This is a genomic window from Paenibacillus sp. 10L310, from assembly GCF_056395745.1.
In genome coordinates, this window is sequence record NZ_JBFTKC010000014.1 from 144,586 (window position 1) to 164,927 (window position 20,342).

18 protein-coding genes, 1 rRNA gene and 1 riboswitch are annotated in these 20,342 nt (G+C 48.1%); of the genes, 3 read left to right on the forward strand and 16 right to left on the reverse strand.

Translation table 11 applies throughout. The annotated features are described in order from the left end of the window. Positions 1-131: 131 nt before the first annotated feature. The 14 genes from purN to AC1DE7_RS24305 all read right to left on the reverse strand — a co-directional run bounded on the left by purN (position 132) and on the right by AC1DE7_RS24305 (position 15,718). Complete coding sequence (purN, locus tag AC1DE7_RS24240; protein WP_036606067.1) at positions 132-749, reverse strand: phosphoribosylglycinamide formyltransferase; 618 nt, start codon at positions 747-749, stop codon at positions 132-134. Next, the gene (purM, locus tag AC1DE7_RS24245; RefSeq protein WP_101314736.1) at positions 749-1,789 is read right to left on the reverse strand and encodes a phosphoribosylformylglycinamidine cyclo-ligase; all 1,041 of its coding nucleotides are present in this window, start codon (positions 1,787-1,789) and stop codon (positions 749-751) included. Before purM ends, purN begins: the two co-directional genes overlap by 1 nt. A 514-nt stretch (positions 1,790-2,303) precedes the next feature. After that, the gene (gene purF, locus AC1DE7_RS24250) at positions 2,304-3,782 is read right to left on the reverse strand and encodes an amidophosphoribosyltransferase (RefSeq protein WP_036606069.1); all 1,479 of its coding nucleotides are present in this window, start codon (positions 3,780-3,782) and stop codon (positions 2,304-2,306) included. Next, the gene (gene purL / locus AC1DE7_RS24255; protein WP_074093477.1) at positions 3,767-6,010 is read right to left on the reverse strand and encodes a phosphoribosylformylglycinamidine synthase subunit PurL; all 2,244 of its coding nucleotides are present in this window, start codon (positions 6,008-6,010) and stop codon (positions 3,767-3,769) included. The genes purF and purL overlap by 16 nt, the downstream gene beginning before the upstream one ends. Beyond that, positions 5,988-6,677: a phosphoribosylformylglycinamidine synthase subunit PurQ gene (gene purQ, locus AC1DE7_RS24260; RefSeq protein WP_036606071.1), complete on the reverse strand. Its 690-nt coding sequence runs from the start codon at positions 6,675-6,677 to the stop codon at positions 5,988-5,990. The genes purL and purQ overlap by 23 nt, the downstream gene beginning before the upstream one ends. A 4-nt stretch (positions 6,678-6,681) precedes the next feature. Next, positions 6,682-6,927: a phosphoribosylformylglycinamidine synthase subunit PurS gene (gene purS, locus AC1DE7_RS24265; RefSeq protein ID WP_017690695.1), complete on the reverse strand. Its 246-nt coding sequence runs from the start codon at positions 6,925-6,927 to the stop codon at positions 6,682-6,684. A gap of 602 nt (positions 6,928-7,529) precedes the next feature. Then, positions 7,530-8,402 (reverse strand): phosphoribosylaminoimidazolesuccinocarboxamide synthase, encoded by an 873-nt coding sequence (locus tag AC1DE7_RS24270; protein ID WP_036668396.1) that lies wholly within the window; start codon positions 8,400-8,402, stop codon positions 7,530-7,532. Positions 8,403-8,783: 381 nt separating this feature from the next. Continuing rightward, positions 8,784-10,082: an adenylosuccinate lyase gene (gene purB / locus AC1DE7_RS24275; protein ID WP_036668399.1), complete on the reverse strand. Its 1,299-nt coding sequence runs from the start codon at positions 10,080-10,082 to the stop codon at positions 8,784-8,786. Continuing rightward, positions 10,079-11,281 (reverse strand): 5-(carboxyamino)imidazole ribonucleotide synthase, encoded by a 1,203-nt coding sequence (gene purK, locus AC1DE7_RS24280; protein WP_036668401.1) that lies wholly within the window; start codon positions 11,279-11,281, stop codon positions 10,079-10,081. The genes purB and purK overlap by 4 nt, the downstream gene beginning before the upstream one ends. Then, positions 11,278-11,763, reverse strand: a complete 486-nt coding sequence (purE, locus tag AC1DE7_RS24285; protein ID WP_017690699.1) for a 5-(carboxyamino)imidazole ribonucleotide mutase — start codon at positions 11,761-11,763, stop codon at positions 11,278-11,280. The genes purK and purE overlap by 4 nt, the downstream gene beginning before the upstream one ends. A 194-nt stretch (positions 11,764-11,957) precedes the next feature. Next, positions 11,958-12,059: riboswitch (purine riboswitch) on the reverse strand. Between the two features lie 270 nt (positions 12,060-12,329). Continuing rightward, positions 12,330-12,764, reverse strand: a complete 435-nt coding sequence (locus AC1DE7_RS24290; RefSeq protein WP_017690701.1) for a universal stress protein — start codon at positions 12,762-12,764, stop codon at positions 12,330-12,332. A 222-nt stretch (positions 12,765-12,986) separates the two neighbouring features. After that, the gene (locus AC1DE7_RS24295; protein ID WP_017690702.1) at positions 12,987-13,250 is read right to left on the reverse strand and encodes a DUF1294 domain-containing protein; all 264 of its coding nucleotides are present in this window, start codon (positions 13,248-13,250) and stop codon (positions 12,987-12,989) included. A gap of 126 nt (positions 13,251-13,376) precedes the next feature. Continuing rightward, on the reverse strand, positions 13,377-13,514 hold the full coding sequence (locus tag AC1DE7_RS24300; protein WP_017690703.1) for a hypothetical protein: 138 nt from the start codon (positions 13,512-13,514) through the stop codon (positions 13,377-13,379). A 74-nt stretch (positions 13,515-13,588) separates the two neighbouring features. Continuing rightward, on the reverse strand, positions 13,589-15,718 hold the full coding sequence (locus tag AC1DE7_RS24305; RefSeq protein WP_353883953.1) for a DNA topoisomerase III: 2,130 nt from the start codon (positions 15,716-15,718) through the stop codon (positions 13,589-13,591). 370 nt (positions 15,719-16,088) lie between these two features. On the opposite strand from AC1DE7_RS24305, the gene AC1DE7_RS24310 reads away from it, so the two are divergent. After that, entirely contained in the window at positions 16,089-18,023 is a 1,935-nt protein-coding gene (locus AC1DE7_RS24310) for an amidase family protein (RefSeq protein ID WP_477535336.1), read from the forward strand. 176 nt (positions 18,024-18,199) lie between these two features. On the opposite strand, the gene AC1DE7_RS24315 is transcribed toward AC1DE7_RS24310, so the two are convergent. Then, positions 18,200-19,204, reverse strand: a complete 1,005-nt coding sequence (locus AC1DE7_RS24315; RefSeq protein ID WP_477535337.1) for a beta-ketoacyl-ACP synthase 3 — start codon at positions 19,202-19,204, stop codon at positions 18,200-18,202. A 301-nt stretch (positions 19,205-19,505) separates the two neighbouring features. Between AC1DE7_RS24315 and AC1DE7_RS24320 the strand changes: the two genes are divergently transcribed. Further along, on the forward strand, positions 19,506-19,655 hold the full coding sequence (locus tag AC1DE7_RS24320; RefSeq protein WP_477535338.1) for a hypothetical protein: 150 nt from the start codon (positions 19,506-19,508) through the stop codon (positions 19,653-19,655). 28 nt (positions 19,656-19,683) lie between these two features. After that, the gene (locus AC1DE7_RS24325) at positions 19,684-20,061 is read left to right on the forward strand and encodes an NADPH-dependent FMN reductase (protein ID WP_477535339.1); all 378 of its coding nucleotides are present in this window, start codon (positions 19,684-19,686) and stop codon (positions 20,059-20,061) included. Between the two features lie 183 nt (positions 20,062-20,244). On the opposite strand, the gene rrf is transcribed toward AC1DE7_RS24325, so the two are convergent. Continuing rightward, positions 20,245-20,342, reverse strand: a 5S ribosomal RNA gene (gene rrf, locus AC1DE7_RS24330); the annotation flags it as partial.

Consider the following 20,342-nt stretch of genomic DNA (forward strand, 5'->3'; position numbering starts at 1 on the left):
CCAATCGCTGTTATCCCCAGATTTTTTGATTCCCTTTTCTTAAAGGGAAAATCCGGTGATAAAGGCGAACGCTTCGCTTTTTCAGGTTTTTTCTGTCCTCTCCGTTAATGTGTAAAAAAATTCAACTTATATCAAACCGGTTTGTTAACAGTCACGTGACGTCCGTCTAACTGAACCAGACCTTGCGCGAACCAGGAAACAACTTCAGGGTATAACTGCTGTTCAGCCGCATGAATGGAACGGCTGATTGACTCAGGCGTATCCTCTGGCAAAATGGGAACCGGATGCTGGGCAATAATCGGTCCGGTATCCATGCCTCCGTCCACAAAGTGCACGGTCACACCCGTAACTTTCACACCGTATTCCAATGCCTGTCCAATCGCATCCTTACCTGCAAATGCCGGTAGCAAGGACGGATGAATGTTAATCAACCGCCCTGCGTAACGATCCACCACAACGGAAGTCAGCAATCTCATATATCCGGCAAGAACGACCAGGTCGATCTTTTTGGATTCAAGCACTTCCACGATCTCTGACTCATAGGCTTCACGGGAAGCATAATTTTTCGGAGTAAACAGATGACATTCCACGCCTGCGTCCTGTGCCCGCTGCACAACACGTGCAGATGGTTTATCACACACGAGCAGATCAACGGATGCATTCAGCCCACCATTCCGTACTGCATCGACCAATGACTGAAAGTTAGTCCCTTCACCCGAGGCAAATACAGCTATGCGGTAGTTCGCCATTAAACATCCGCTCCCGTGAAGGTTACTCGCGCATCTCCTTCAGTAACACGGCCAATGATGTACGCTTCTTCACCAGATGCTTTCAGTTGTTGCAGCGCTTCCGATGCATCTGCTTCATTAACGACCAGTACAAGCCCGACACCCATGTTAAATGTGGTGAACATGTCACGGTTCGAAACAGCACCCTTTTCCTGTAACAGGTTGAAGATTGGCAGGATCGGCCAAGAGCCGTAGTCAATATCCACATTCACGTTGCTAGGCAACATACGTGGGATATTCTCGATGAAACCACCACCTGTAATGTGAGCCATACCTTTTACTTTTACCTTTTCCAGCAAGGACAACAGGGGTTTAACATAGATCTTTGTAGGTTCCAGCAGAGAATCACCCAGCTTACCGCCCAGTTCCGCTACTTCATCATGCAGATCAAGTCCTGCATCTTCCAACAAAAGTCTGCGTACCAGCGAGAATCCGTTACTATGCACACCGCTGGAAGCAAGTCCAATCACTGTGTCGCCAGGGGCGATGGTTGTACCGTTGATGATCTTCGCTTTGTCCACGATGCCCACCGTGAATCCGGCAATATCGTATTCGCCTTCACTGTACATGCCCGGCATCTCCGCCGTCTCGCCACCGATCAACGCACAACCAGATTGATGACACCCTTCAGCGATACCCGCGACAATAGCTTCAATCTTCTCAGGAATGACTTTGTCACATGCCAGATAGTCAAGGAAGAAGAGTGGTTCTGCACCCTGTACCACAATGTCGTTCACACACATCGCTACCGCGTCGATTCCGATGGTATCGTGACGGTCCATGGCAAATGCAATTTTCAGCTTGGTGCCTACGCCGTCTGTACCGGATACAAGCACCGGCTCATCGTATTTATCTTTGTTCAAACCGAACAGGGCACCGAATCCACCCAGATCCGTCATCACTTCCGGACGGAAGGTACGCTTCACGTGTTTTTTCATCCGTTCAACCGCTTCATTACCTGCCGCGATATCAACGCCGGCCTTTTTATATGCTTCGGACAAGTGGAATCATCTCCTTTTTTTTCGCCCCACCTAAATCCTCCCGCCCGGGAGGACCCCATAGGACCTTGGCAGGCCCTCTGGACACCCGCCAAAAAAGCGGTGCAGAGGTGGCTGGTGTGATCTTGCTATGGTTGGTTCGTGCGTGATCTCGCGGGATTGTTCGCCGATTCCGTTGGCTGCAAGCCATCGGTCGGCGAACCCCGCTCAGCTACGCTGCGGGGCAAGCCCGCTGGGCAGCTGCTTCGCTCGGCTGCCTGGCCCCTGTTGCTCCGCAAAGCGGGGCTTAAGGGCGCGGGCTTGGCCCGGGGGCAGCTGCTTCGCCTGGCTGCCTGGCCCCTGTTGCTCCGCAAGGCGGGGCTTAAGGGCGCGGGCTTGGCCCGGGGCAGCTGCTTCGCCTGGCTGCCTAGCCCCTGTTGCTCCGCAAGGCGGGGCTTAAGGGCGCGGGCTTGGCCCGGTGGCAGTTGCTTCGCCTGGCTGCCTGGCCCCTGTTGCTCCGCAAGGCGGGGCTTTACAACTAACAGCTGCAGCCGAATTTTTCCTCGCCGCCAAAATCGAGGCGGGTTGGGTAATCATGATCAAAACATGCGAGACATAGTCCGCCTTTAGGATCATCCTGATTATCTCCCTGAATCGATGCAATCAGTCCATCCGGACTGAGGAACTCCAGGGAGTCCGCATTAATTTCACGGCAAATTTCTTCCACCGACAACTGTGAAGCAATTAATTCACGGCTGTCAGGCGTATCAATACCGTAGAAACACGGGTTTTTGAACGGTGGTGATGTAATCCGTACATGTACTTCCGTTGCTCCTGCATCACGCAGCATGTTCACGATCCGTCGGGAAGTTGTTCCCCGTACGATGGAGTCGTCAATCATAACCACACGTTTGCCTTCCACAACGCGACGCACAGCGCTCAGCTTCATCTTCACGCCCTGCTCCCGCAATTCCTGGCTTGGCTGGATAAACGTACGTCCAGTGTATTTATTCTTGATCATACCCATCTCATACGGAATACCTGTCTGTTCAGCATATCCAATGGCCGCCGAGATGCTGGAATCTGGTACCCCCGTAACCAAGTCCGCATCCACAAACGACTCAATCGCCATCCGGCTTCCCATCCGTTTACGGGCCGCATGCTGGTTCGTACCATTCATATCACTATCCGGACGAGCAAAATAAATATATTCCATCGCGCATAATGCCTTGCGGTGTTTGTGATGATCAAAGCGATCCTCATGTAGACCATCTGCATCCAACACAAGTAGTTCACCCGGTTCAATGTCACGGATTAACTCTGCGCCAATTGTTTCCAGTGCACACGTCTCAGATGCAAACAGATATGCATCTCCCAGCTTACCCATCGTCAGCGGACGAAGTCCGTGCGGATCGGAAGCCACGAGCAGTTTGTCGTTGGTCATGATCAGAAATGCATAGCCACCCACAATGCGCTGGAACGCCTCTTTTGCCGCTTCCACAAGCCCTTTGGAGGATCGTGCAATTAGATGCGCAATGACCTCGGTATCACTTGTTGTTTGGAAAATGGACCCGCTCTGCTCCAGCTCGCGCCGGATCGTTGGTGCATTCACAATGTTCCCGTTGGTCGCTACCGCCAAATCGCCATCACGGTATTTGAATACCAATGGCTGTGCGTTTGTCAGTTTACTGTCACCACTTGTGGAATACCGGACATGTCCAATGGAAATATCCCCGGTCAACGTCTGCATCAGGTCTTTGGTGAACACTTCTTTCACCAGACCCATGCCGCGATGATAGTTAAACTGGCTGCCATCACTCACACACATGCCTGCACTTTCTTCGCCCCGATGTTGCAGCGCATGCAGTCCATAATAGGAGAGCGAAGCTGCGTCAGGGTGTCTGAACACCCCGAACACACCGCATTCTTCTTTCAATTTGTCGAGTCCTTCCTTGCCGGACCCTTCATTATAATAATCGCCTGTCCACAACGGTCCTGTCGTCAGTTCATGAGACATGGAATCGCATCCTCCCAGACCTGAGCCAAACCTCCTACAGGTTCGCTCACGGCTGATGTTCCGTTCAATTCAATCGTCAGGTTACTTCCTTCTACACGTCCAATCACAGCAACAGGTACACCGCGCTCACGTACAAATGCTTCAAGTTTACCCGCTTGCTCTGGCGTAGCCGACAACAAGATACGGGATTGGCTCTCACTGAACAGGGCGTGATCTGCACGAAGTGCAGTCTCCACATTCACCTGTGCTCCTACGTTACCACTGATACAAGACTCTGCGAGTGCTACAGCCAAGCCACCTTCAGACAAGTCATGTGCAGAGCGAACGAGTCCGGATTGGATCGCTTCCAGCACCGTGCTGAGCAGCGCTTTTTCCGTTTGCAAGTTCAGTTCTGGTGGACGACCTTCCGTCTGACCATGAACCGCGTATTGCAGCTCGCTGCCACCCAGTTCAGCTTTTGTTTCACCGAGGAGGATGATAACATCACCTTCGGATTTGAATGCTTGTGTCGTGATATGATCCGTGTCATGAACGAGACCTACCATACCGACAACTGGCGTTGGATAGATGGAGCCTTTGGCGTTTTCGTTATACAGACTTACATTACCACCGATGACCGGTGTATCCAGCACACGACAAGCTTCCGCCATACCGTCTACCGCTTTCTCCATTTGCCAGAAAATATCCGGCTTCTCCGGATTACCGAAGTTCAGGTTGTCCGTAATCGCCAGCGGCTCAGCACCGGAACATACAATGTTACGCGCTGCTTCACTTACGGCAATCCGTCCGCCAACTTCAGGATCAAGGTACACATAACGTCCATTACAGTCCGTTGTCATCGCGAGACCTTTGCGTGTGCCACGAATCGTAACTACAGCCGCATCCGAACCCGGACGAACGGCAGTGCTTGTACGCACCATGTAGTCATATTGATCATAAATCCATTTTTTACTTGCTACTGTTGGTGATGCCAGCACTTGTTTCAGTGCTCCGCCGAGATCCGACACTTCGTCATAACGAAGCGTGTCGATGGAAGCACTTTGCTCGTAGTAGGCAGGTACAGAAGAAGGTTTGTCATACACTGGACATTCGTCAACCAAAGCCGTTACCGGCATATCTCCGACCACTTCGCCGTGGTGGATCAATTTCAGACGACCATCATCCGTTACTTTACCAACTTTGGCACAGATTACGCCCCAACGTTCAAAGATCTCCATCGCCTGCGCCTCATCCTTCGGCTCTACAACGAACAACATCCGTTCTTGGGACTCGGACAACATCATCTCGTAAGGCGTCATGCCTTCTTCACGCTGTGGTACCTGATCCAGATACAATTCCAGACCATTACCCGCTTTACTTGCCATCTCTGCACTCGAACATGTCAGACCCGCAGCACCCATATCCTGAATTCCGAGCACGATGCCCGTGTCGATCAATTCCAGACAAGATTCCATCACCAGTTTCTCCATAAACGGGTCACCGACCTGAACCGCTGTCCGTTGGGACTCGGATTCTTCCGTCAATTCAACCGATGCAAAGGTTGCTCCATGAATACCATCCCGGCCTGTTGGCGGCCCAACATAATACACAGGGTTACCTACACCTTTAGCTACACCGCGCTGAATCTTGTCATGATCAATCAGACCCACACACATGGCGTTAACCAGCGGATTGCCTTCATAGCTCTCATCAAACATCACTTCGCCACCAACGGTAGGAATACCGATACAGTTACCGTATCCAGCAATACCCGCTACCACATGTTCGAACAAATATTTAACGCGATCGCTCTCCAGCTTACCGAAACGAAGGGAGTTCAGTATTGCTACTGGTCTTGCACCCATGGAGAAAATATCACGGATAATGCCGCCCACACCTGTTGCCGCACCTTGATAAGGCTCAACCGCGGAAGGATGGTTATGGCTTTCAATTTTGAATACAACGGCCTGGTTATCACCGATATCCACGATACCGGCACCTTCACCAGGTCCCATCAGGACACGTGGTCCAGTGGTTGGGAAACGGCGCAACAATGGCTTGGAGTTTTTATAAGCACAGTGCTCGGACCACATTACACTGAACACACCAATTTCCGTGTAGTTTGGCTTGCGCCCCATGAACTCACAGATCAGCGCATACTCGCTGTCAGATACGCCCATTTGTGCGTAAAGTTTATGTTCTGCGACCTGTTCTGCTGTTGGTTCCTTAGCGGATAGCTGCTGCGTCATGCCGATCCCTCCATGCTTTTAAAATAGATGTAAACATACGTTTGCCGTCTTCCGAACCAAACAGTGAATCCACTGCACGCTCTGGATGCGGCATCATGCCGACCACGTTTCCAGCCTCGTTACAGACTCCTGCAATATCACCCAGGGAACCGTTCGGGTTGGTACCATACGTAAATACGATCTGGTTGTTCGCTTGCAGACTCGCCAGCGTCTCCTCGTCGCAATAATAGTTGCCTTCACCGTGAGCAATCGGGATGATAATCTCTTCGCCGGGTGCATAGTCACGTGTAAATGGTGTATCTGCGTTTGCCACTTTCAATACCGTATCGTGACAACGGAATTTCAGGGAAGTGTTACGGATCAATGCACCTGGAAGCAATCCCGCTTCCGTCAGGATCTGGAATCCGTTGCAAATACCCAAAATATATTTACCTTGTTCAGCAGCTTTCGCTACCTCGTTCATTACCGGTGCAAAGCGGGAAATCGCTCCGCAACGCAAGTAGTCACCATAAGAGAAACCACCCGGAACTAAAATACAATCATAAGCCGAAAGATCTGTAGCCGTGTGCCATACATAATCAACCTCTTGTCCGATCGCATCTTCCACTGCCTTGTAACAGTCGATGTCGCAGTTGGAGCCAGGGAACACAAGAACTGCAAATTTCATGAGATTAACCCTCCAATTCGTAGCGGTAATCTTCAACAACGGTGTTGGCCAGCAACTTTTCACACATGACTTTCAATCGTTTCTCCGCTTCCGCACGATCTGTTGTATCCAGGTTCAATTCCATGACTTTACCGATCCGTACACTTTCCACTTCGTTGAATCCCATAGAATGCAGGGCTCCTTGAACAGCTACGCCTTGCGGGTCGAGTACGCTTTGCTTAATAGTGACATATACGGTTGCTTTGATCATGATCCTTATGTTCCTCCTCAGTAATGAACGGGATAAATGCTTTATGCTGTTAAAAATGGGGTGTGGAGCTTGCTCCGGGGCGGATTGTTCTTTCCGGTCGCTTGTTGTCCCCAGGTTTTTTGATTGTTTTGGCCCGCTGTGCGGTCAAAACCCGGGGACAAAGGCGAACGCTATCGCTCCTTTAAGAACAATTCCGCCCCTCCGCTAGTCCATGCGACGTTTTTTAAAGGCCTAAACCTTTTACGTTGCACGGTGTGTAATGGTCTAGCCTGACCATTACTTGAAACAATTAATGGTCTTTAAGTTACTTTATGAATCAGTGAATTTGAATCTTGCAATCTCTTTAGGCTTCCCTACCTGTGGGAAGCCACCGCTCTTAATTGCCTCACCCACCAGTTTGAACACTGGCGGAGGGAAAGATTTGAGCTAGAGAAACGAAGTGCTCGCCTTTGCAACCGGAATGTTTCCTTTTGAAAAAAGGATTCCAATCAAAACATTCCGGGGGCAACAGCGATCGAAAGCCAAACTTTCCCATAGCCTCTCACTCAAACGTTAGCTTCCTCAAACTTTCCCATAGCCTCTCGCTCAAACGTTAAACTTTATTATTTCGTTAAACGGTTATAAATATCGACGTATCTTGCGGTTGTTGTCTTTACTACCTCTTGTGGAAGTGGATCAGGTTTGCTGTTCTTGTCCCAATCGGTTCCGGCGAGATAGGTGCGCACTGGCTCTTTATCCATGCTGTCGATCTCGATGTCGAGTTCATAATTCTCTTTGGCCCAGAAGCGTGAAGCATCTGGGGTGAAGATTTCGTCAATCAGGATGACCTTGCCATCCACGATGCCGAACTCGAATTTGCAATCTGCCAGAATGATGCCACGCTGATCACAGTAATCACGGGCGAATTCGTACAGGCGCAAGCTTTTTTCCTGAAGCTCAACTGCGAGTGCGTCTCCCACCAGTTCTTTCATGCGATCCATTGGGATGTCCTCATCGTGACCAACATCGTTTTTGGCTGCCGGTGTGAAAATAGGAACTTCGAGCTTGGCGTTTTTGCGAAGTCCATCAGGCAGTTTAATGCCATTCACTTCACCACTCGTCTCGTATTGTCTCCATCCCCCACCCGTGATGTATCCACGCACGACACATTCAATATCAATGCGTTCTGCTTTGCGGGTTACCATGATGCGGTCTTTGAGCAATTCAGGGTCTGTGATGAGATCACCCAGTTGATTCACATCGGTATGAACGACGTGATTCTCCATCATGTCACCCGTCAGTTCGAACCAAAAGCTGCTGAGTTTATTCAGTACGTTTCCTTTCTCGGGAACCGCCGGGTCCAGCACGTAATCAAATGCCGATATACGGTCCGTAACCACGATCAGAAAATGTTCACCCAGATCGTACAATTCACGTACTTTTCCTTTATATAACAGAGGTGCTTTAACGAGATCTGCCGCAGTGGACAGTGCCATGGGCTCACCTTCTTTCAGGAGATGTAAAGTATACGTCCAATTCCCCTCTTCACGCGGGGCCACTCCGAATGCAGAACAACCTTCCGATCGCTGTTATCCCCAGATTTTTTGATTCCACTTTTGCAAAGTGAAAATCCGGGGATAAAGGCGAGCGCTTTGCTTCTTCAGGTTTTTTCTGCCTTCTCCGTTCCAGCGTGAACACATAATCAACCTATACTTTTAGGGAGTAAAACTTGTTCTAAATTTGATAAAGACGCAGCGTATGCTTCCGAAGTAGCTTTCTTTCATAATGTTTTTAGCTTTGCTTCTTCAGCTTATTTCTGTCCTCTGCGTTCCCTGCTGAACCATCATTCTGCGCTATAGCCTTATGGGACTTATATATTAATCGTTCAAGCCGAGCTTTTTGAAGATGGTGTCTACGTGCTTCAGGTGCCATGACGGGTTGAATGCATCTGCGATTTCTTCTTCGTTCAGCACTTCCGTGATTTCCGGTGTGGATTTCACGATATCCTGGAACTGGCGTTGTTCTTCCCATGCTTGCATCGCACGTGGTTGAACGGTATCGTATGCTTGCTCGCGGCTGAAACCTTTGTCGATCAGCTTTGTCATGATGCGACCGGAGAATGGTACCCCGTAGGTGCGCTCCATGTTGCGTTTCATGTTTTCAGGGAATACCGTCAGGTTCTTCACGATGTTACCAAAACGGTTCAGCATGTAGTTCAGCAGCATCGTTGCATCCGGTAGAATGATACGTTCTACAGAAGAATGTGAGATGTCGCGCTCATGCCAGAGCGTTACGTTCTCGTATGCGGATACCATATGTCCGCGAATGACGCGGGACAGACCGGAGATGTTTTCACTACCGATCGGGTTACGTTTGTGTGGCATCGCAGAAGATCCTTTTTGACCTTTAGCAAAAGCTTCTTCCACTTCACGGAACTCACTCTTCTGTAGCGCACGTACCTCTGTAGCAAACTTGTCCAGGGACGTTGCGATCAACGCCAGTGTAGCCATATATTCTGCGTGACGGTCACGTTGCAATGTTTGAGTCGAGATCGGCGCAGGTTTCGTGCCCAGCTTCTCGCAGACAAACTCTTCAACAAACGGATCGATGTTCGCGTATGTTCCAACTGCGCCTGAGATTTTGCCGTATTGTACATTGTCTGCTGCATGGCGGAAACGCTCCAGGTTCCGTTTCATCTCTTCATGCCACAATGCCATTTTCAGTCCAAATGTAGTTGGTTCCGCATGCACACCGTGCGTACGTCCCATCATTGGTGTGTGCTGATAAGCCAATGCTTTTTCACGAAGAATTTCAATGAAATTCACGATATCCTTTTCCAGAATCTCATTCGCTTGACGCAATACATAACCTAGAGCCGTATCTACGACATCCGTGGAAGTCAGTCCGTAGTGCACCCATTTCCGCTCCGCACCCAGACTTTCAGATACCGTACGTGTAAATGCGATAACGTCATGACGTGTTTCTTTTTCAATCTCATAGATGCGATCGATGTCAAAAGATGCGTTCTGACGAAGCAATGCTGCTTCTTCCTTAGGGATAACACCCAGTTCGGCCCACGCCTCACATGCACAAATTTCAACTTCCAGCCACGATTGGAATTTGTTCTCTTCGGTCCAGATGGCTCTCATTTCGGGTCTGCTATAACGTTCAATCATGAATTTGTATTCCTCCAGAGATTAGTTTGTTCAATCCATTGCAATCCTTCTTCAACATCCTGACAGAGCAGATTCACATGCCCCATCTTACGTCCTGTTTTTGCTTCGGTTTTACCATATATGTGAAGCTTGGGAATCACACCGAGCTCTATCGCTTCTACATCAGGTTGCCCTGTTCTGGCGATAATGCCTTCCAGATGTTCTCCAAGCACATTGACCATAACAACCGGACTCAATAACGAAGTGTCCCCAAGTGGTAACCCGCAGATGGCACGGATATGTTGTTCGAACTGAGAAGTCGCACAAGCTTCCATCGTATAGTGACCAGAATTATGCGGTCTTGGTGCCAGCTCATTGACGTACAGTCTTCCATCCGCCGCTACAAACAGTTCCACAGCCAGCAGTCCAACAGCCTTCATCGATTCTGCCACCGCTGCTGCCAGCTTTTGCGCTTCAATCTGGATATCTGCGGCAACTCTAGCCGGTACAATTGAAGCATGCAAAATGTTGTTCACATGAATGTTCTCCGCTGGCGGGAACGTTTTGATCTCCCCATTTGTACTACGCGCTACAACGACCGATATTTCGCATTCAAACTTGATGAATTGTTCCAACACCAGTTCCGCACCAGTAGCCGCAAGTTCTTCGTATGCCGCAACAGCCTGACTTGCTTCCCGGATGACCCGTTGACCTTTGCCATCGTAGCCTCCAGTCACCGTCTTCAGTACACAGGGCACTCCAAGTTCGCTAACAGCAGCAAGCATCGTATCCGCACTTATGATTTCCCGATAAGGCGCGACTCTCACTCCGGCGGCTTCGATCGCACGTTTTTCACGCAACCGATGTTGTGTGGTGTACAGTAACGCACTTCCTTGCGGAACGTAAGACTCACGTTCAAGCAGCCCAGCCACTTCTGCATCTACATTTTCGAATTCATACGTAATGACATCGCATTGCCGAGCCAGTTCAAGTGCAGCTTTGGCATCGTCATAACCAGCTTCAATCTGACGAGCAACTTGACCACAAGGTGCATCCGCAGCGGGATCAAGAGTAACGAATCGATACCCCATTGCCGTTCCTGCGAGCGTCATCATCCGTCCGAGCTGTCCGCCTCCAAGAATGCCGATGGTTGTTTTCCCGGGCGGCAGGACTTTTTTTAGCTCTCCTGCTATACCGGATTGGTTCCCTGCTCTATTCATAGTTCTTCACTACTTTCGAGTACTTCTTGTTTGATGCGCTCTCGGCGAGCTTCAGAGCGACGTTGGACATCCGGGTCAAAAGCACCGATCATTTGAGCTGCCAGCAATCCTGCATTGGTTGCCCCTGCCTTGCCAATCGCCACAGTTGCGACGGGAATACCACCAGGCATCTGAACAATGGACAACAAGGAATCGAGACCGTTCAATGCTTTGGATTGAACCGGTACGCCAATGACTGGAAGCATCGTTTTGGCGGCAACCATACCGGGTAGATGTGCTGCCCCGCCTGCCCCTGCAATGATCACCTTAAATCCTCGATCAATCGCCTGCTCTGCGTATTCAAACATCAGATCCGGTGTACGATGGGCGGAGACCACCTTTTTCTCATACCCAATCTCCAGTTCGTCCAGCACCTCGCACGCATGTTTCATCGTTTCCCAATCCGACTTGCTGCCCATAATTACAGCGACTTGCAGTGACATGAATACATCCAACTCCCGTCTGCGCTTTTTTGATTACATCTGACTATTAAGGAACTCTTATTACGTGTGAAATGAAAAAATCCGCTACCCGCGAAAACATCACATTTTCTCCGGACACCGGACTCCAAGAAATACGTATCCCTCATTTGGGCATGCCAAAAGGGGGCTTGCTGTCCGCATCTGGTTTCATGCGACTCTCAGCCGTATCTCCTCGTAGTCCGGAAATTTACGGTTCCCGGGTAGATACTTCCGGGCCCTATTCCCGGCGTTATACGAGCAAATATCTATCAAACTATCTTCGTTCATTTTTGTAATCTCTTATTACATATTTCGTTCCTACTCGACCTTATTCTTACCTGATCGACACATCTAACATTCTAACAATCCCCTACAGCTAATGTCAACTTAAAGACGAACATTTAACATATTGACAAATATAATGTTCGGGAATTGCTTCTTTAAATTCGCTTAACCATCCATTTCATCCCATAAAAGAAAGCCGGCTCCTCTTCAATCTCTCGAAGACAACCGGCTTCCTGCTTTTCAGTGCGTACACACTTCATCCATTATTTTACGATCAGTACTGGAACCCGCGCATGTTGCACCACATTGTGACTGACACTACCCAGGACAAATTCCCGAATACCACCCAGTCCGCGGCTACCAATAATAATGATATCAGAATCATTCTCTTTGGCAAAATCAAGCAATACTTCCGCAGCTGCTCCTTGAATCAGGTCCACATTGGCCGTTACACCCGCAGCCTGAATTCGCTCTTTTGCTTCATCTGTCGTCTGTACCGCGAGATTGTAATAGTCATTATTAAGTGAAGGTGGCAATGGAGCCAGTCCCTCACCAATAAATACACGTGGGAAATCAAAAGCATGAATGACATCCAGTACTGCATTTGGGGACACTTTAGCTAGCTCAATCGCACGATCAAGTGCTTTATTTGAAGCTTTGGAACCATCATAAGCCACTAATATTTTGGAAAATAACATGTGAATCCCGTCCCTTCCTTTATATGTAGAGCACGCGAAGCAAGCTTCGGTCTGACATGTAATAAACTAACAGTTAAATAACAGAACCATGTAACTCCTTAAACGTTCCAGAGCCACAATGAACCATTTATACGAATGAATTTACATATCAGACGAATGAATGATACACCTTTCACTTCAGCGTAAGTCTTGTTCGAATGGTTACGCATTTGTTCCATGTGTTCATTGAATAAAGTAACCATAGATTACCGCATTCAAGAATAACAACAATGGAATGCCAATGGTGAAGCTGGGATGTTTAGTCTTATGCCTTTTCCGATACATCGCGATCCAGACTCCCAAAGCACCGCCTATAAATGCTAATAAGAATAACGTCCGTTCGGGTGTACGGTCACGACGCTGTTGCGCACGCCTCTTATCATCCGACATCACCAGATAACCAACTACATTAATAAATAAAAACCACAATATAAGTCCGGTTTGCATATAATTCTAGCGATCCCCCTGTCCCGGGACATCTCCCTGTCTCCATTATAGTCCTCATCAGAGACATGTTCAACGCACCGGATAGGGAACCGCAATTTTGTGTAATAACGCTAACCTCGCTCTAACCTAGGACTCCTGCTTTGGAATACCGTTCAGGCTTGGTGCTCTTTTGGCTGCTTTGTCCGGGCGCACAGCGATACTCTCTTCCCGAATACTGTCTTTGTTTTGCTGGTTATGGATCTTCTCTGGTTTGTTATGCGGCATGTAGGTATCACCTCCTTGGCTTACGTTGCCTGAAAACGGAGGATCTTATACGACTTCAACTACCCTCAAGCGTGTTACTCTCCCTTTTTCTCCATAGCCGCCTTCAGCAGATCTCCAAGGTTAGACCCAATGGACTCCTGCTTAGCATATTGTTTCACCAGCTTTTGCTGATCGCGTTTGTTCACATGCTGTTTATCCTTATCCAACGTTTCTGTAATACCACAAGGTAGACATTGTACGTATAACCCCGCCTTACCTTCTTTGATTTCCATCTTTTTGTGGCACTGCGCACAACGACGATTGGAGAGTCTCTTTTCTGCCGAACGACGATACCCGCAGTCCTCGGTAGGACATACAAGAAACTTGCCGCGCTTGCCTTTCTTCTCCAACAACCGTGCGTTACAGTCCGGGCAATGGCTATTGGACACATTATGCGGCTTGTACTCTGCTTTGCTGCCTTTTACGGTGGACACCAACTCTTTCGCCATGGAACGGATACCATCCAGGAACGGCCCCGGTTTCCCTTGCCCACGAGCGATGCGTTCCAGTTCAGCTTCCCAGCGGGCAGTCAGATCCGGTGAACGAAGCTGCGGGGCAGCCAGTTCAATCAACTGTTTTCCTTTACCGGTTGGATGCATGCTGTTGCCTTGACGATCTATTGTATCGGAACTGACCAGCTTCTCGATAATATCCGCACGTGTAGCTGGAGTGCCGAGTCCATGCTTTTCCATCTGGGAAAGCAAAGCAGCTTCGGTATACCGTTTGGGCGGCATCGTCCGTCCACTTTTAATATGGCAACGCTGAACCGTCACGGACTGCCCTTGCTGCACATCTGGCAAAAGCGCACGCTCATGGTCTGCTGCATCATCAGTACGGTCATCGTCATCATCGCTGTAATCGCCGCCGTATACTTCACGCCATCCACTTTCTTTCACCGTTGTACCTTTAACATGGAAGGAGTCATTCCCCACCTGAACCGTGATCGCAACCGAATCGTACTTCGCTGCCGGATAGAATAGGCTGATAAAACGACGTACGATCAGATCGTACAGTTTGCGTTCCTCTGGGTTCAATTGATTCAAAAGCACCGTCTGCTCCGTTGGGATAATCGCATGGTGATCCGTAACTTTGCTGTCATCCACAATACGTTTGGTGATATTCAGATTTTTGCGCAGCAAAGGACGTGCCAAAGACGCATAAGGTCCAATAGCTACACTATCCAGCCGTTCTTTCAACGTAGCTGTCATATCCGAAGTGAGGTATCGACTGTCCGTACGCGGATACGTCACAAGCTTGTGCTGTTCATACAGACGTTGCAGGACATTTGATGTTTGCTTTGCAGAGAAACCATACTTCCGGTTGGCATCCCGTTGTAGTTCCGTCAGATCATATGCCAGTGGATGCGGCTCAACCTTCTCGCTTTTCTTCACTTGGGCAATCGTGCCCTTGCGCCCATCTACCCGTTTCTTCAATTCTTGTGTTTCTTGAGGGTCGAAAATTCGTGAATCTCCTCCAGCTGCCCGCCACACAGCCTGAAAACCTCCCATGTCTGCCGTTAACGTCTCATACTCCTGCGAGCGGAAACCGTTAATTTCATTTTCCCTGTCCATAATCATGCCCAAGGTCGGAGTTTGTACACGTCCAGCAGACAACTGGGCATTGAAACGAACGGTTAATGCACGGGTCACGTTAAGTCCGATCATCCAGTCAGCCTCCGCCCGGCAACGTGCAGATTCATAGAGGCGGTCGAACTGACTGCCTGGCTTCAGCGAAGCAAATCCGTCTTTGATCGCCTTATCTGTCTGGGATGAAATCCACAGGCGTTTAAAAGTTTTTTTCCACCCCGCCATCTGCATGATCCAACGAGCCAGCAATTCTCCCTCACGTGCTGCATCGGTCGCAATGACCAGTTCGCCTACATCCTGACGTTTCATCAACTGCTGCACGGCTTTATATTGATGGTTGGTCTCTTTAAGTACTTTCAATTTCGTACGATCTGGCAGAATGGGTAGGTCCTCCAGATTCCATGTTGCATACTTTTTGTCGTAATCCTCGGGTTCAGCTAATCCAACCAAATGTCCAAGCGCCCAGGTAACGATATATTTCGGGCCTTCCATATAACTTTTATGTTTATCACGCGCACCCATGACTCTGGCTATTTCGCGTGCTACAGATGGTTTTTCTGCGAGTACCAATGTCTTCACTTCATATCTCTTCCTCTCTGGTAGAACGTTATGTCTCTTTTATCCCTATCTTTTCATTATATCATTTCACACTAAAGGTATGCTCTGTCATCTCTACTTCCTAACTATTCGCCTCCTGTAACCTCATGTTTAAACAATATGTCGTATTCATGTCACTTTTAATTACATTAATTCGTTTGATAGTTTTCCTGAGTACACGGAATCAGAAGCATCAGTAAGTATTAACACTGTAAAGTATTGATGTATACGTTTTTTTGGATAAATATAAACCTTGTAAGATTACCTGACATAACTATACAATGTGTCAAAAGCATAGAAACAGAATCGCTGCTACACACATCAATGAGACACAGGAAGGGAGCGTGGATGCATGACTTATCATGGATCTGTATTGAAAAAAAGTGGGGCTTTGTTACTGGCAGGTGCTGTTGTTGCCACAACATGGGGAGGAACGGTACCTTCGGTATCAGCCGCAACGGCAACGCCTACGAGTAAAACAACAGTAGCAGCTGTATCCAAAGGAAAAGCGCCAGCAACTCCGGCAACATTTGTTCAGGCTATGGAAGAAGCGGCTACACTTGCAGGTGTTCCTTTTACTATGGACAAGCTCTCCGGCACAACCGTACAACGTAAAGATGCTGCGGTCGCCTTGCAACAATGGCTCAAGCTGGATTCGACTACCGTATCATTCAAAGATGTCCCGGATGAAGCCACTTTTGCAGGTGCTGTTGGTGCATTGAGTACGGCAGGGCTAATGAAAGGTTATACCGATTCCCTCTTCCTTCCAAACGCTGTACTTACCGAGAATGACCTCTCCATACTGAAAGACCGCATTTATAACTACATAAAACCGTTTGTCCTTGAGGAAGCAACCATCATGGATCTCCAGACTGCAATGACGAAAGGAAAACTGACATCAAAAGAGCTGGTTCAGAAATATCTGGACCGCATTGAAAAATACGATGATCAAGGTGTAAGCATCAACGCCGTATTAACGCTGAACCCGGATGCACTCCAAATTGCGGAGCAATTGGATGAAGAACGTGCAGCCCAAGGTGCCCGCGGGCCTCTGCATGGCGTTCCGGTTTTGGTAAAAGACAATTTCGATACCAATGACATGCCGACAACCGCAGGCTGTATCTGTCTGAAAGATTCCATTCCTGCTCACGATGCTGAACAAGTGAAGAAACTCAAAGCAGCTGGCGCCATTATTTTGGGCAAAACGAACCTGCATGAATTCGCATTCGGCATAACGACATCCAGCTCATTGGGTGGACAAACACTGAACCCTTACGCCCTGGATCACTATCCAGGTGGATCAAGCGGTGGAACAGGTGCAGCCATTGCATCAAACTTTGCTGCAGCCGGCATGGGTACAGACACTGGTGGTTCGATTCGAATCCCATCCAGCTTTAACAGCCTTGTGGGTATCCGCCCAACCATCGGACTGTCTAGCCGTGAAGGCATTATCCCATTGGCTTTGACACAGGATGTAGGTGGACCTATGGCTCGTACGGTTAGTGATGCTGCAATCATGTTGGATGCTACAGCCGGCTATGATAAAAAGGATGTCTCTACAGCTTACGCGGTTGGAAAAATCCCTTCCAGCTATACAGACTTCTTGGATGTAAACGGACTGAAAGGTGCACGCATCGGTGTGGCCACAGAACTCATCCCAAGTACCAAAGCTGAAGAAAAAGCCGTTGCTGATGTGATCAACAGCGCTGTGGAAGAACTGAAGACACTGGGCGCTACCGCAGTTCCCATCTCCATCCCGAACTTGACTGAGATCAACAAATACCCAAGCCTTAGCGGATATGAATTCAAGTTCCAACTGAATGACTATCTGGACTCATTGGGTGCAGACGCTCCATATCACAGTCTGTCCGAGATCATCGCTTCCGGAGAGTTCGACAAATCTCAGGAGCAATCCATGAAGACTCGGGATGCACGCCAAACGTTGGAGACTACCGAATACAAGGACATCGTCCTGAAACGTACCCAAGTTACACGTGAGTCCCTGCTAAAAGTTATGGCAGATAATAATCTAGATGCCATCATCTATCCTACGTCCACACAAGCCGCTGGTGTTATTGGCGAAGGACAAAACTCCGGTGGTAACAACCGTCTGAGTCCATTCTCCGGCTTCCCGGCCATCACTGTACCTGCCGGTTTCACAACTGATGGTTTGCCAGTAGGTATGGAATTCCTGGGTCGCGCCTTTGATGAAGGAACCTTGATCAAGCTGGCTTACAGCTACGAACAAGGTACACATCACCGCCAAGCGCCTAAGCTCACGCCGTAAAATATTTATGGGATTAAATAATTCTCGTTAACACAAAAAATAGATGCAATTATATCACTTTTTTGAAACGAGTTAACCCACTAAAGAGACCACCCTCTTCATGACTGCATGAAGTTTGGGTGGTCTCTTTTAATTTCTCTATTTATTTTTATGTTGCATACAGTCGATGTTATTCATTACTGAACTCTGTCCGGCACGCCCCATTTCAGCACCAAACCTGCGTATGTCAGACCACCGCCAAAGCCAAAGAGAGCTAAGCTCTGTCCTTCTTTCAACTTCCCTTCATCCACTGCAAGCTGTAAAGCAAGCGGAATGGAAGCAGCAGATGTGTTCCCACGATACTCGACACTGGTTAAAGTACGTTCCAAAGGAACCGGACCACGTTCGCAAACAGCTTCAATCATTCTCATGTTGGCACTATGCGGGACAAACCAGTCAATCTGGTCAGGGCTTAATTCAGCTTTCGTTATAAGTTTACCCAATTGCTCTGGAATCGTCCGTACAGCCCACTTATAAATCTCTCGCCCATTCTGAACTAAACAACCTTCGCCCTGTAAAGGCACACCATTCATCTCCGAAGACAGACCACTCTTATAGAGATGTACACCGCCTTCTCCATGTGTACCTGATATGGCTGCCATAAAGTCACCTTCAGCACCCGATGATCTCTCCACCAAGAAGGCCCCCGCTCCATCACCAAACAGTACACAAGTCGTGCGGTCTGTGTAATCCGTAATTTTGGATAATGTCTCTGCTCCAATTACCAGTACTTTGCGGTACATTCCACTGGTCACCAGACTGTCGGCTAGCTGTAATCCGTAGGTAAAACCTGCGCATGCAGCATTTAAATCCAGTACACCCGTGTGTGGGATCTTAAGATTAGCCTGTACTCTGGATGCCGTACTTGGGAAAGCATATTCAGGTGTACTTGTAGCCACAAGGATCATATCCACATCTTCTACACTTACATCATAACGATGTATCATATCTTCTACAGCCTTCGTAGCCAAGTCAGATACAAACTGATCTTCAGCTGCAATTCGCCGTTCTCTCATACCAGTACGCTGTACAATCCATTCGTCACTTGTCTCGACCAATTTCTCCAGATCAGCATTCGTTAATATTCGATCCGGTACATACGTCCCCATTGCCGTGATGGTTGCCTTTGATTGATGCTTCATACCGGTAGTCACCTCACTTGTTTTTTACCATTATATCACTAAGTCTTAGTACTTGGTACTAATTTTATAAAATATTTATTATGATTCTTTCGTTAGTTGTTTATTTTAAAGTGATCTCTTCATTCTATTACCCAGAGCAATACAAACGATGGCATGCATTTTCGATGAAGAATTGTGGATATTCCCTGACTAACATGAAGAATGCCTTAATTATATGCGTTTTTTATAGACAGCTCATTCAAACAGGAGGAAAATAAACAAATTGCCCTACATTACTAAAGAATAGAGTTGATCTATATCCATGAAAAAAGAATTAAATATCCTTGCCATTTCCGGAAGTCTGCGCAATCAGTCCTCCAATACGTTACTAATGCACGCCATGATTAAACTGGCTCACACTAACCTTAAGTTTGAAGTATATGATGGATTAAATGATCTGCCACCATTTTAACCCTGACCTCGATGTCGAGGAGGGTCCAGTGTCCGTACAGAACTTGAGAGCCCAACTTAAGCATTCGGACGGTGTCCTTATCTGCACGCCAGAGTATGGAAACGGCGTTCCTGGGGTCTTAAAAAACGCACTAGATTGGGTTGTATCTTCTGGAGAATGGCTCAATAAACCCACCATTGTCATTGCTGCTTCCCCAAGCCCCATGGGAGGTGACAAAGCCCATGCTTCCTTATTGCTCACACTAAACATGATTAATGCACAAGTTCTACAGGAGGGCTGTTTAACCATTCCTCATATTACATTGAAAATGAACAAACAAGGCGTCATCATTGATTCGGAAACCCAGCATGCATTGCAGAACTCCCTTACAATCCTTGGGGAGGCTTGCAACCAAATGAAAGTATAGACAGATGTTGTACTTAAATCGATGATAGAGAAGAAATGATCCTTTTAAAGTTATTTAACATTCTCATAAATATTGAAATAGTAAACAGCCTTGGTTATTTACCAGGGCTGTTAAGATTTATATAAGTATTTAGGATTAAAATAAAAAAGACACACTCGATATCATCAAGTGTGTCTTTAGATTGCTTGGCGGCGTCCTACTCTCCCAGGACCCTGCGGTCCAAGTACCATCGGCGCTAGAGGGCTTAACGGTCGTGTTCGGGATGGGTACGTGTGGAACCC

What these genes read in the sequence shown, in the direction of transcription:
- AC1DE7_RS24300 (WP_017690703.1), bottom strand. Translation starts at nt 13,514, where the DNA reads ATGCCGCATAACAAACCAGAGAAGATCCATAACCAGCAAAACAAAGAC.
- purS (WP_017690695.1), bottom strand. Translation starts at nt 6,927, where the DNA reads ATGATCAAAGCAACCGTATATGTCACTATTAAGCAAAGCGTACTCGAC.
- AC1DE7_RS24270 (WP_036668396.1), bottom strand. Translation starts at nt 8,402, where the DNA reads ATGGCACTGTCCACTGCGGCAGATCTCGTTAAAGCACCTCTGTTATAT.
- purF (WP_036606069.1), bottom strand. Translation starts at nt 3,782, where the DNA reads ATGTCTCATGAACTGACGACAGGACCGTTGTGGACAGGCGATTATTAT.
- purQ (WP_036606071.1), bottom strand. Translation starts at nt 6,677, where the DNA reads ATGAAATTTGCAGTTCTTGTGTTCCCTGGCTCCAACTGCGACATCGAC.
- purN (WP_036606067.1), bottom strand. Translation starts at nt 749, where the DNA reads ATGGCGAACTACCGCATAGCTGTATTTGCCTCGGGTGAAGGGACTAAC.
- AC1DE7_RS24320 (WP_477535338.1), top strand. Translation starts at nt 19,506, where the DNA reads ATGAAAAAAGAATTAAATATCCTTGCCATTTCCGGAAGTCTGCGCAAT.
- purE (WP_017690699.1), bottom strand. Translation starts at nt 11,763, where the DNA reads ATGTCACTGCAAGTCGCTGTAATTATGGGCAGCAAGTCGGATTGGGAA.
- AC1DE7_RS24295 (WP_017690702.1), bottom strand. Translation starts at nt 13,250, where the DNA reads ATGCAAACCGGACTTATATTGTGGTTTTTATTTATTAATGTAGTTGGT.
- AC1DE7_RS24315 (WP_477535337.1), bottom strand. Translation starts at nt 19,204, where the DNA reads ATGAAGCATCAATCAAAGGCAACCATCACGGCAATGGGGACGTATGTA.
- purK (WP_036668401.1), bottom strand. Translation starts at nt 11,281, where the DNA reads ATGAATAGAGCAGGGAACCAATCCGGTATAGCAGGAGAGCTAAAAAAA.
- purL (WP_074093477.1), bottom strand. Translation starts at nt 6,010, where the DNA reads ATGACGCAGCAGCTATCCGCTAAGGAACCAACAGCAGAACAGGTCGCA.
- AC1DE7_RS24310 (WP_477535336.1), top strand. Translation starts at nt 16,089, where the DNA reads ATGACTTATCATGGATCTGTATTGAAAAAAAGTGGGGCTTTGTTACTG.
- AC1DE7_RS24290 (WP_017690701.1), bottom strand. Translation starts at nt 12,764, where the DNA reads ATGTTATTTTCCAAAATATTAGTGGCTTATGATGGTTCCAAAGCTTCA.
- purB (WP_036668399.1), bottom strand. Translation starts at nt 10,082, where the DNA reads ATGATTGAACGTTATAGCAGACCCGAAATGAGAGCCATCTGGACCGAA.